This window comes from Curtobacterium flaccumfaciens, from assembly GCF_051548005.1.
GTDB lineage: Bacteria > Actinomycetota > Actinomycetes > Actinomycetales > Microbacteriaceae > Curtobacterium.
The window spans coordinates 73,342-85,595 of sequence record NZ_JBPUGH010000001.1 but is presented as its reverse complement, the minus strand read 5'-3'; the positions used below and the strand labels follow the sequence as shown (position 1 = coordinate 85,595).

8 protein-coding genes are annotated in these 12,254 nt (G+C 71.2%); all 8 read right to left on the bottom strand.

Annotation, left to right across the window (positions count from 1 at the left end):
- Window positions 1-52 precede the first annotated feature (52 nt).
- Window positions 53-1,990: a S9 family peptidase gene (locus ACSW7Y_RS00385; protein ID WP_438124381.1), complete on the bottom strand. Its 1,938-nt coding sequence runs from the start codon at window positions 1,988-1,990 to the stop codon at window positions 53-55.
- Complete coding sequence (locus ACSW7Y_RS00380) at window positions 1,990-3,780, bottom strand: N-acetylglutaminylglutamine amidotransferase (protein ID WP_438124380.1); 1,791 nt, start codon at window positions 3,778-3,780, stop codon at window positions 1,990-1,992. Before ACSW7Y_RS00380 ends, ACSW7Y_RS00385 begins: the two co-directional genes overlap by 1 nt.
- A complete protein-coding gene (locus ACSW7Y_RS00375; RefSeq protein ID WP_438124379.1) occupies window positions 3,780-6,407 on the bottom strand; it encodes a glutamate--cysteine ligase in 2,628 nt (875 codons plus the stop codon). The genes ACSW7Y_RS00380 and ACSW7Y_RS00375 overlap by 1 nt, the downstream gene beginning before the upstream one ends.
- A gap of 82 nt (window positions 6,408-6,489) precedes the next feature.
- A complete protein-coding gene (locus tag ACSW7Y_RS00370; protein WP_438124378.1) occupies window positions 6,490-8,007 on the bottom strand; it encodes an ArnT family glycosyltransferase in 1,518 nt (505 codons plus the stop codon).
- Window positions 8,008-8,062: 55 nt separating this feature from the next.
- Window positions 8,063-8,950: an ABC transporter permease gene (locus ACSW7Y_RS00365; RefSeq protein WP_438124377.1), complete on the bottom strand. Its 888-nt coding sequence runs from the start codon at window positions 8,948-8,950 to the stop codon at window positions 8,063-8,065.
- Window positions 8,947-9,852, bottom strand: a complete 906-nt coding sequence (locus ACSW7Y_RS00360; protein ID WP_438124376.1) for an ABC transporter permease — start codon at window positions 9,850-9,852, stop codon at window positions 8,947-8,949. The genes ACSW7Y_RS00365 and ACSW7Y_RS00360 overlap by 4 nt, the downstream gene beginning before the upstream one ends.
- Complete coding sequence (locus ACSW7Y_RS00355; RefSeq protein ID WP_438124375.1) at window positions 9,849-11,060, bottom strand: ABC transporter substrate-binding protein; 1,212 nt, start codon at window positions 11,058-11,060, stop codon at window positions 9,849-9,851. The genes ACSW7Y_RS00360 and ACSW7Y_RS00355 overlap by 4 nt, the downstream gene beginning before the upstream one ends.
- Complete coding sequence (locus ACSW7Y_RS00350; protein ID WP_438124374.1) at window positions 11,057-12,244, bottom strand: ABC transporter ATP-binding protein; 1,188 nt, start codon at window positions 12,242-12,244, stop codon at window positions 11,057-11,059. Before ACSW7Y_RS00350 ends, ACSW7Y_RS00355 begins: the two co-directional genes overlap by 4 nt.
- Window positions 12,245-12,254: the final 10 nt, after the last annotated feature.

Sequence of the window (12,254 nt, the reverse complement as noted above, 5' to 3'; positions counted from 1 at the left end):
ACCTCGCACCGAGCAGCTGCGTTCGGGAGGCCGGTCGGGTCACCCAGACTCGTCACCCGAGCAGCCGGGACGCCACGAACGCCACCATCCGCCGCACGAGCAGCTCGCGCGACGCGGTCCGGCGGTACTCGTGGCCCTCGCCCTCGAGCTCCAGGTACTCGACGTCGTGCGACCGCTCCCGCAGGGCCGCGACGACCTGGTGCGCCTCCCCGACGGGCACGTTCGTGTCGAGCTCGCCGTGCACGACGAGCAGCGGTGCCGTGACGTCGTCGACGGCCCGCATCGGTGACAGGGCCGCGAGCAGGGCCGCGTCGTCGACCGGGTGCCCGTACTTCGTCGCCGCGGCCGCCGCGATCCACGGCTCGGTGTCGCGGTAGAACGTCGCGAAGTCGCTCATCCCGCAGACCGCGACCCCGGCCGCGAAGACGTCCGGGGTGAACGCCAGCGACGCGAGGGTCGCGTAGCCCCCGTAGGAGCGCCCCTCGACCGCGACGCGGGACCGCTCCGCGAACCCGTTGGTGACGAGGAACCGGGCGCTGTCCACGACGTCAGCGAGGGCGTTCCAGCGCAGCCCGAGGTCGTCGGCGTGCACGAACGCGTGCCCGTACCCGGAGGACCCGCGGATGTTCGGCGCGAAGACGGTGACGCCCGCCGCGGCGAGCGCCTGGTGCTGCGGCGAGAACGTCGGTCGTTCCTGCGACTCCGGTCCGCCGTGCAGGTGGACGAGCGCTGCGCGTCGGCCGGGAGGCACGGTGCGCGTCTCGCTGTCGGCCTCAGTCGACGGGTCGGTCGGCTCCACCGCCCGGTACAGCCAGCCCGTGAGCTCCAGTCCGTCGCGCGCGGCGAACCGCTCGAGCGTCGGTTCGACGAGGGGGACGTCCGGCAGCGCCGGCACACCCGTCACCCGGCTCCAGGTCAGTGCGTTCGTGTCGAGCCGCCAGAGTTCACGCGGACGGGTCGGGCCCTCGGCGGTGAGCAGCACGCTCCGGCCGTCGCGGCTGAGGACCGGGTCGGTCACGACGTACCCGGGCAGGTCCGGCACCGGGGTCCGCGAGGCGTCGTGCGTGTTGACGAGGTCGAGCTCGCTCCGGCCGTCGACGTTCCAGACGAGGAGCAGGGTGCGTCCGGCGTCGTCGGCGTCGAGGTACTCGAGCTCGGCGTCGGCGCGCTCGATGATCCGGCGTGGTCGTCCGCGCCAGCCGTGCGGGCCGACCGGCTGCGCGACGAGCCCGCGACGCGGCAGACCGGCCTCGGTGGCGACGTAGGCGACGAGGGGACTCGTGCCGCTCGCGGGCGCCGGGCGCAGGAAGGCGATCTCGGCGGAGCCGTCGGGGTCGTCGCTGAAGAGCGCGTGGCTCTCGTCCGTGAGCCGGTCGACGACGACGACGAACTCGTGCCCGCGCTGCCCGTCGCGCAGCACGACGAGCCGCTCCTCGACGGACAGGTCGAGCACGTGGATGAGCTCCCCGACGGCGAGGTCGTCGCGGTCGCCCGACACCGGGTCGACGAGGTACGACCGGGCGGGCTGCTCGGGCTCGGTCGACGGCAGCGTGATGACGACGCGGTGTCCGCTGCGGCTCCACGGACCGAGTTCGGCGTGCTGGTAGCGCGACCCGGCGATCTGTGCGGCATCGGTGCCGTCCGGTCGCACCACCCAGACCTGCTGCTTGACACCGCCGTCGGTCGCGACGGCGGCGGCCAACCACTCGCCGTCCGACGACCACGACACGCGGACCACCGGGTCGTCGGACAGGGCGATCCTGACCGGCTCGGGGACCGGGCCGTCGACGACCACGTCCTGCACGAAGACCTCGGGGGTGCCGTACCGGTCGCTCACGAACGCCACGCGGCGGGCGTTCCGCGTCATGGTCGGACCCCAGGAACCCCAGGCGGCGGTGAGCTCCTCCCCCAGGTCGGCCGCGGCCCTGGTGGTGAGCGACGGCACGTCGTGGGCCGTCGTCCGGACGTGGGTCGGGCCTCCCGGCTGCATCACCGCGCTCCGTGGCGCTGCAGCCACATCTCGATCAGGCCGAGCTGCCAGAGCGCGTTGGCGCCGATCGCGGTGCGGGTGCTGTTCGGGTCCTGCAGCAGCCGCTCGACGGTGGCGGGGTCGAAGAGCCCGCGCTCCCGCGCCTCGGGCGCGTGCAGGGCATCGCGGACGCGCTCCAGGTACGGCCCCTCGAGTTGCCGGATGGCGGGGACCGGGAACGACCCCTTGCTGCGGTCGATCACGGCGTCGGGAACGATGCCGCGTGCTGCGCGCTTCATGACGCCCTTCCCACCGTCGGTGAGCTTGAGCGGCGGCGGGATCGCCGCGGCGAGCTCGACGAACTCGTGGTCGAGGAACGGGACCCGGGCCTCGAGTCCCCACGCCATCGTCATGTTGTCGACCCGCTTGACCGGGTCGTCGACGAGCATGATCGTCGTGTCGCTCCGGAGCGCGGCGTCCACGCTGGTCTCCGCGCCGGGGCGGCCGAACTCGGCGTCGACGAAGGCCGACGGGGTGTCGTCGTCACTGCGCCAGCGCTCTCCGAGCATCGGTTGCAGGGCCGACCACCGGCGGTCCATGAAGACGTTCCGGTAGGCCTCGGCCGCCTGGTCACGGGGGACCTGGGCGAGCGGCGGGTACCAGTCGTAGCCGGCGAGGACCTCGTCGGCGCCCTGCCCGGACTGCACCACCTTGACGTGCTGCGAGACCTCCTGCGACAGCAGGTAGAAGGCGACGCAGTCGTGGCTGACCATCGGTTCGCTCATCGCCTCGACGGCACCGTCGATGCCGTCGAGCAGGCGCGTCGACGGGATGTGGATGCGGTGGTGGTCGGTCCCGAAGTGCTGCGCCACGAGGTCGGAGTACTCGAACTCGTCGCCGGACTCGCCCCCGGCCGCCTCGAAGCCGATGCTGAAGGTGGCGAGGTCCTGCTGTCCGGCCTCCGCGAGCAGCCCGACGACGAGCGACGAGTCGATGCCACCGGAGAGCAGCACCCCGACGGGGACGTCGGCGACCATGCGTCGTTCGACCGCGGTGCGGAGCGAGCCGAGGAACGCCTGCTCCCAGTCCTCGGCGGACCAGTCGGCCGTCGCGGGGTCGCGCTCGAACCGGGGCTCCCAGTAGACCGTGTCCGTGGAACTGCCGTCGGGCTCGACCAGCCGGACGGTCGCGGGCGGGAGCTTGCCGACACCGGACAGGATCGTCCGCGGGGCGGGGACGATCGAGTGGAAGCTCATGTACGAGGCGAAGGCCACGGGGTCGATGCTCGTGTCGATGCCGTCCGCGTCGCCCGCGAGGATCGCTGGCAGGGAGCTCGCGAACCGCAGCCCGCCGGGCACCGGCGCGACGTACAGCGGCTTGATGCCGAGCCGGTCACGGGCGAGGACGAGCCGTCCCGAGCGGTGCTCCCAGATCGCGACGGCGAACATGCCGATCAGGTGCTCGACGAAGGCCGTGCCCCACTCGGCGTACGCCAGTGCGATCACCTCGGTGTCCGACGTCGACGCGAACCGGTGCCCCTTGGCGTGCAGCTCGTCACGGAGCTGCCGGTAGTTGTAGACCATGCCGTTGTAGGCGATCGTCAGGCCCGCCTCGGGCAGGACCATCGGCTGCGCGCCGGCCGTGGAGAGGTCGATGATCGAGAGTCGACGATGCCCGAGGGCGACGGGCCCGCGTGCCCACAGCCCGTCGCCGTCCGGGCCGCGGTGGGTCATGCAGCCGGTCATCCTCGCCACGACGCCGACGTCCGGTGCCCTGCCGTCGAAACGGATCTCACCCGCGAGTCCACACATCAGCTTGCTCCTCCGGTCGGTGCGGTGTCCGTCGGCACGGTGTCCGTCGGTGCGGGGTAGGCGGGCACGGCAGCGGTCGGGACGGACGGACCCGCACCCGTGATCCACGTGTCCTTGGCCCCGCCGCCCTGCGACGAGTTGACGACCATGCTGCCCTCGGGCGCGACGCGGGTCAGTGCCACGTCAGCCAGGTGCACGTCCTCCGGCCCCGTCCCCGTCGCGTACACGAACGCCCGGAGGTCCACGTGCCGCGGCTCGAGGCCCGACGGCCCGATCGTCGGGTGCGAGGACAGCTGCACGACCTCCTGGCCCACCCACGCCGCCGGGTCGGCCGCGATCGCACGACGCCGTTCAGCGACCTCGGGTGCGCTCGCGCTCGGGCCGATGAGGACCCCGCGACCGCCCTCGCCGTCGACGGGCTTGGTGACGAGTTCCCCCACCCGGTCGAGGACCGACAAGCGCTCGGACTCGATGCTCGTGCGGTAGGTCGGCACCGACTCGAGCAGCGGCTTCTCGTCGAGGTAGTACCAGATCAGGTCCGGCACGGTGACGTACATCGCCTTGTCGTCCACCAGGGCGTTGCCGGGCGCGTTCGCGAGGTACACCCGACCCGCCTCGGCGGCGTCGAGGACCCTGGCACCCAGGTCGGGCGCGTGCTCGGCGTCGAGCGCCCGCACGTCGCGGTCGATCCGCAGGTAGAGCCCGTCCAGCACGTCCCCGGTCGTCAGGTCGACCACGCGTCCGTCACGGACGTCCAGGTCCGACCCGGACAGGAGGCGCAGCCCGGCTCCGTCGGCGAGCCTGCGGTGCTCGAACCACGCGCCCGCGGCGGGGCCGTCGCTCACCAGTGCCACCACGGGATCGGCGACGCCCGTCACGGCGCTCGTGTTGGCGCGGAGGGTCTGACGCAGACGGTCGGTCACGCCGTGCGGGTCACGCAGGTGCTCGGGTCGCGGTGCGTCCGGCACGACGGCGTCCATGAGCTCGCGGAGGGCGATGCCGTACGCGACGCCCGAGGGCGAGCGGACGTTGTCCTCGAGCACGCGCCACCCGCCGAACTCGTTCCGCACCAGGTCGAACCCGAGCACCGGCGCACGGACCGCGGTCGCCGGGAGCCGGGTCGCGTCGTCGTCCCAGCCGGTGGCGCCGACGACGTGCTCCTCGTCGAGCACGCCGTCCGCCACGATCCGCCGCGGACCGTAGGCGTCGCGCAGGAAGAGCTCGATCGCCCGGGCCCGCTGTCCGAGTCCCTGCTCGAGCTGCGCCCACTCGTACGCACTGATGGTCCGGGGTACGAGGTCGCACGCGAACGCCTGCGCACCACCGTCGACCACGAAGCCGACCTCGTTCGCACGCGTCCAGGAGTCGCGGGCACGGCACCGTTCCGCCGACGTCTCCGCATCCCACCCGCCGAAGAAGGCCGCGAGGTCTCGGAACGCGGGTCGCGGACGGGCCGCGGGGCCGACCGCCTCGTCGCCGGCGCGCACCCGGTACCCGCGGACGGGCACGACCGGGTCCTCCTCACGGCCGGACGGGGTGCCGGCGGTGTCCTCGACCACGAGCGCGACGACGTCGTCGAGCTGCCCGCGCTCGGCGTACGCGGTGCGCTGCCGGTCGGAGGAGTTCCCACGGGCCAGGGTGTCCTCGAGCAGCTCCGTGACCGTGGCGTGGTCACCGAGTTCCTCGAGCTCGGGCCGGAGCCGCTCCACGAGCTGGCGGACGGCGACCTCGGCCGGCAGGCGCTCCGGGTGCTGCCCGAGACCGACGAGACTGCCCTGGAGGCCGGAGCGTGCTGCCTGCCACATCGCCGCGCGGTGCAGCGGTTCACTCCTCGGGCGCCACTCGTCGCCCGACTCGATCGACTTCTCGGCCTTCCGCACCGCCGCGCGGAACAGCCCGGCGATGAGCACCGCGTCGTCGACGACGGGTGTCGCGTCGCACACCCGGAGTTCGAGCGTCGGAGCGTGGGACGACGGCCGCACGTCGAAGTAGGCCATCTTGCGGTCCGCGATCACCCCGGACGCGATGAGGTCGTCGAGCACCCGCTCGTACTCGGCGGCGTCCCGGATGCGACCGAAGCTGCCGGCGGACGGCCAGCGCTGCCAGATGATGCTCCGGAACGAGGCGTACCCGGTGTCCTGCCCGTTCCAGAACGGGCTCGACGCGCTCAGGGCGAGCAGCACGGGGAGGACGGGAGCGACCCGTTGCGCGATCTCCACCGCGAGGTCACGGTCGCTCACCCCGACGTGCACCTGCAGGCCGCAGATGAGCTGTTCGTCGACGAGCATCCGGTACTGCTCCTGCATGCGGCCGTAGCGACCGCCGGCGCTCAGCTCGAAGTCGGCGTACTCCGACCGGGGGGCGGTGCCGGCCGCGGCGATGGTGACCCCCGCCGGAGCGATCGCGGCGCTGAGCTCGCGCCGGAGGTCGACGATCACCCGCCGCAGGTCGTCGAGCGTCCGCACCACCGGGGTGTTCGTCTCGATCGTCGTGCGCTGCAGCTCGGCGCCGAAGCGGTCGCTCGGCAGCTTGGGCAGGAGGCGCGGGGCCTTCGCGGAAAGTCGGCCGGACTCGAGGTCGATGAGGTGCAGTTCTTCCTCGGCGCCGAGCGTCAGCTCTGCACTCATGGCTGGAACCTACGCGGGCCCGCGTCGGAGCGTCCGGCGCCGCCCCGCCCGACTCACACTCGTAACACGCCGGTCGCGAGCGTCAGCCGCCGCTGGACGGCGCCGCCTCGAGGACCCCGCCGCGCTCCTGGAGCGACCCGTGCTTCGGCACCCAGACCCGCAGTTCGTCGACCCGGAAGAACTCGAGGTCGTCGGCGTGCTCGTCGAGGTACTCCTTGACGCCCGGCTTCATCGGGAAGCGGGTGTCCGTGCCCTCGACCACGGCGGTGACGTCGTCGACGTCGGTGGCCCAGGTCCCACGGCCACCGAAGTACGGCTGGAACGCCACGATGTTGTACCCGCTGAACAGGACCTTCCCGTCCGTGACGCCGTGCTCCCGCAGCTTCGCGTCCAGGAGGGCGATCCCGGCCGGACGGGCCTGCGCCACCGCCGAACCGACCCGCACCACGGGCGGGATCGTCAGGGCCAGCACCGCACAGACGGCGATGATCCGCAGCACCGCCTGCCGTCGACCGATCGCCGCCCTGGGCCAGCCGAGACGACCGAGGCCGACCCCGGCGAGTGCGACGAACATCGGCATCGCGGCGTAGTAGTAGTGCCCGAGCGCGACGTCGGACGAGACGAGGAACACGATCTGTGCCGTGAGGCCGATCGCGAGGTACGCCACGAGCCGGTCGGGTCGCAGCACGAACGCCAGGACCAGCCCGACGACCAGGGCGAGCACCAACCACCGACTCGTCCCGTTCAGCAGGTAGACGGCGTTCGCCCACCAGGGGGCGAACTGGTACTCCTTGCCGAGCAGCACCACGGTGTGCCCGGTCTCGGCGTGCCGGAACTGGAACTCGAGCATGTAGGTCAGCCCGCGGACGAGTCCGACCGGTGCGTAGAGCGCGACGAACGCCACGACGAAGGTCCCTGCGGCGATGAGGCCGCCGGTGAGGAGGTCCCACCACCGGCGGAACAGGATCGGCAGCGCGATGATCGCGACGACGAGCAGGGCGGAGGTCACTTTCGACGTCACCGAGAGCGCGAGCAGGAGTCCGGATGCTCCGGCCCAGATCCACCGTCGCCGGTCGTCGCCGGTCACCCACTTCCAGGCAGCCCAGAGCGCCGCGACCGCGAAGACCATCATGACCGGCTCGAGGAGCGCGACGCGGTCGATGCGGGTCGCGACACCGGACCCGGGGTCGCTCCACCCGGGGTTGTTCGCCCGAGGGGTGAGCCACCAGAGCGCGGCGGTGATGAGTGCACCCCAGAACCCGACGGGGCGACGGAACCAGGTGAACAGGATCAGACCGATGCCGAACGACGCGGTCGCAGCGACGATCCGCGGGCCCAGGGTGGTCGGCGAACCGACCACGAGCTCGGCCAGCCCGAACAGGAACTTCGCCGTCGGCGGGTGCTCGAGGTTGAGCGTGAAGACGCCGTGGACGTACTGCCACCCGGCGCGCACGTACACGTCCTCGTCGACGTCCGTGCGCTGCCGGCCGACGTGCCAGTAGGCGACGAACAACGCAGCCAGGACCACGGCCGCGAACACGGCGATGCGGAGCGCTCGTCCGCGGTCGAGGGATCGACGGGCGTGGAGGGGAGACGTCACGGTGATCAAGTCTCACACGTGTGCGAGACGCGCAGGACGAGGCCTGAGACGACGTTCACCCCCGCGTGCGGGCGAGCCGTCGGTTCAGCGCACCGTTCAGCAGGGCCACGAGCAGCCCGACGGCGAACACGAGTGTCCCGAAGCAGAGCACCTGCGGCGGCATGCCGGCCTTCGCGGCGCCGTAGACGAACAGCGGGAACGTGACCGAGGGGCCGGCGACGAACGACGTGATGACGTAGTCGTCGATCGACATCGCGAGCGCCAGCAGCCCCGCGGCGAGCATGCCCGGCGCGAGGAGCGGCAGCGTGACGAGCCGGAACGCCTGGAACGGGGTCGCGCCGAGGTCGCCCGCCGCCTCCTCGAGGACCTTCGACGTGCCGGCGATCCGCGCCCGGAGCACCACCACGACGTACGCGACGTCGAAGGCGACGTGCGTGAGGAGGATCGTCCAGAAGCCGGTGCCGAGCCCGATCGACAGGAAGAACGACAGCGAGGCCGACCCGACGACGATCGAGGGTGCCGCGATGTCGGCGAAGACGATCGAGCTGACGACGCCCCGACCGGGGAACCGGTAGCGCTCGAGGGCGAGGGCGAGCGGCAGCCCGATCGCGACCGAGACGATCGCCGCCAGGAACGCGACGAGCACCGACGTACCGAAGGCGGCCCCGAGCCCGGAGACGTTCCAGAGGTTCTGGTACCAGTACGTCGTGAAGCCGTTCCACGCGAAGGTCAGGCGGTTGGTCGGGGCGTCGTTGAACGAGTACGCGACCATGTAGACGATCGGCACCAGGGTGATCGCGATGACGACCCAGTAGAGGATCGCGAGCCACGGCCCGCGGCGGCTCACCCCGCGACGGCGGCGCTGCGGCCGGGCGGCGGAGCCCGACGAGACGGGTGACACGGGCGTGGTCGACCCGGCACGGGTCGGAGTGACGGCGGTCATACGAGGTCCTCGAGGTCGTCGGTGCCGGACACCCGGGCGTAGATGAACAGGATGATGCCGAGCACGACCATGAGCACGGTCGAGAGCGCGGCGGCGACGTTGTACTGCTGGTTGCCGGAGTAGGCGTCCTGGATCGCCTGACCGATCGTGTACGTGTTCGTCCCGCCGAGGAGCGCCGAGTTGACCGGGTCTCCGACGCAGTCGATGAACACGAGCAGCACACCGGCGAAGATGCCCGATCGCGACAGTGGCAGGGTCGTGTGCCAGAACGCCCGGACCTTCCCGGCGTAGAGGTCGTTCGCGGCTTCACCGAGTCGCGGGTCGATCCGTTCGAGCGCCGCGTAGATCGGCAGCACCATGAACGCGAGGTCGTTGTAGGCGTTGCCGAAGATCACCGCGCCCGAGGTGCCGAGGATGTGGAAGTCCTTCCCCGCGAGGCCGATCGCCTGCAGGGTCGTGACGACCGGGCCCTGCGACGCGAGCACGAACGCCCACATGTCGGTGCGGATCACGAACGACACCAGGAAGCTGATGAAGACCAGCATGAGCAGCGGGTTCTTCCACCGCGGCGACACCCGGAACGCGATGAAGTACGCCACCGGGTACCCGACGAGGATCGTCACGATCGTGGCCGCGACGCCGTACCAGAGGGACCGGAGCAGGAACGTCAGGTACGGCACCTGCGGGTCGACGAAGAGCGACGAGTAGATCCCGACGTTCCACGTGAAGGTGTACCCGTCGTCCGGGTTGCCCGACATGAGCGAGACGATGAGCCCCGACACGAGCGGGATGACGAAGAACACGCAGAGGTAGGCGGTCCCGACGATCCCGAGCAGGAACGGCACCCGCAGTCGGCGACGACCCGGCCCCGTGCCGACCCCGGCGGTCCCGACCGCGGTCACGACTGCACCACCGCGTTGAAGATGCTGTTCCACTCCGAGTACTCGTCGTAGTTCTCGAACACCCGGAACTCGTGGGAGCGCTCGAGGACGTCCTGCGACGGGAACACGAGCGGGCTGTCGGCGACGGTGGGGTCCTCGAGGACGTCGCGCACGTAGTCCTCGGCACCGGGGACGGGGCACACGTAGTTGACGTAGTCCTCGACGATCCCGGCGATCTTCGGCGTGTAGTAGAAGTCCATCCACGCGAGCGCCGACACGGGGTTGGCCGCCTGCCGCGGGATCATGAGGTTGTCGTGCCACATCATCTGGCCTTCCTCGGGCGTGACGAACTCCAGGTGCTCGAACCCGGACTGCTGCGCCTGGAACACGTCGCCCGACCAGGCCTGCGTGATCCAGGTGTCGCCGTTCTCGAGCTTGTTGATGTAGCTCTGGTCGTAGAACCCGGTGACGCTCGGCCGCAGCTTCCGCAGCCAGTCCTGGGCCGTCCGCCAGTCGGACGGGGTCGAGGTCTCGGGGTCGATCCCGTTGGCGAGGAGTCCGAGGGAGCCCAGCTCGGTGTTGTCGCTCATCAGGCCGACCCGCCCGCGGAACGCCGGGTCGAGGAGGTCCTGGAAGGACGTGATCTCGCGGTCGATGTACTTCGGGTTGTAGGCGAGGCCGGTGAACCCGGTCTGCCAGACCACGGAGTGCTTGTTGTCCGGGTCGTAGGTCGGGTCCTTGACGGAGTCCCCGGCGTACTTCGCGAAGTTCGGCAGCCGCGAGTGGTCGAGCTCGCAGACGAAGCCGTTCTTGATCATCTGGGTGAGCTCGAACCCGTTCGTCATGACGACCAGGTCGTAGCCCGTCGCCCCCTGCGCCCGGAGGATCGGCGAGACGGTCGCGTAGAAGGTCGCGTTGTCCTGGATCACCGCCTGGTAGTCGACCGCGATGCCGGTGGCCTGCTCGAAGAGCCGGAGCGACTCGGACTTGCCCTTGTCGGAGTCGATGTAGAGCGGCCAGTTGGCGAAGTTCAGCTGCTTCGTCGCCTTCGCGTCCGCCCAGAAGCGTTGCCAGTCGACCGGGTGCTCCGCGAGCGACGCCGCTGATCCCTTGATGCTGCAGCCGGCGAGGAGCGCGGCGACCGCGGCGGCCCCGCCGCCGGCGAGGAACCCGCGGCGGCTGACGCGCGCGGACGTGAGTCCGCGGACCAGGTCGGGCCGGCTGCTCACGCGACCGCTCCTGCGGTCGCCGGTGCGGACTGGAGGCCCGCCTCGCCCTGTGTGGTGACGGTCGCGCCGGACGCGAGGTGCGCCTCCAGGCCGAACCCGTGATCGACGCCCCACGTCAGCCAGACCTCGGTGCCGGTGGCGATCCGGGGCCCGCCCTTCGAGTTCTGCGCGAAGACGGACACGTGCCCGGCGCCGGGGACGTCGACGAGGTACTGCGTGCTCACGCCCGAGAACGAGACGTCCACGACCCGTCCGGGGCCGAGGATGTTCCGTCCGGCCTCCGGCGAGGGCTCCGCCGTGCGGATCTTGAGCTTCTCGGGACGGACACCGACCACCACGCGGCCGCTCGTCGTGACGGCGCGGTCGGCGGGGACCGCGAGGGTGCCGGCCGCTGTGGTGACGACGAGCAACGGGCCGTCGGTACCGCGGACCTCGCCCTCGAGCAGGTTCGACTGGCCGAGGAAGTTCGCGACGAACGCGGTACGCGGGAGTTCGTAGAGCTCCTGCGGGCTGCCCATCTGCTCGATCCGGCCGCCGTTCATCACGGCGACCGTGTCGGCCATCGTCATCGCTTCCTCTTGATCGTGCGTGACGTGCAGGAAGGTGAGACCGACCTCCGCCTGGATCGACTTCAGCTCGAACTGCATCTGGTGCCGCAGCTTGAGGTCGAGCGCACCGAGCGGCTCGTCGAGGAGCAGGAGGGCGGGGCGGTTCACGATCGCGCGGGCGAGGGCGACGCGCTGCTGCATGCCGCCGGAGAGCTGCGCCGGACGCTTCGACGCGGAACCCTCGAGCTCGACGAGCCGGAGGGCCTCGGTCGCCTTCGTCATCGGGTCCGGGATGCGCCGACGCTTCAGACCGAAGGCGACGTTCTCGAGCACGCTCATGTGGGGGAAGAGCGCGTAGTTCTGGAACACCGTGTTGACCGGGCGCTGGTACGGCTTCGTGTCGGTGACGTCCTGGCCGCCGATCGTGATCGTGCCGCTCGTCGGTTCCTCGAGCCCGGCGACGAGCCGCAGTGTCGTGGTCTTGCCGCAGCCGGACGGGCCGAGCAGGGCGAAGAACGACCCGGCCGGCACGGTGAGGTCGAGCGAATCGACCGCGGTGTGGCCGGGGAAGGCCTTGGTGATCTGCTCGAGCCGCAGATCAGCTCCCGATTCGGCGAACGTGCCGGTCATTGCCATGGTGCCTCCT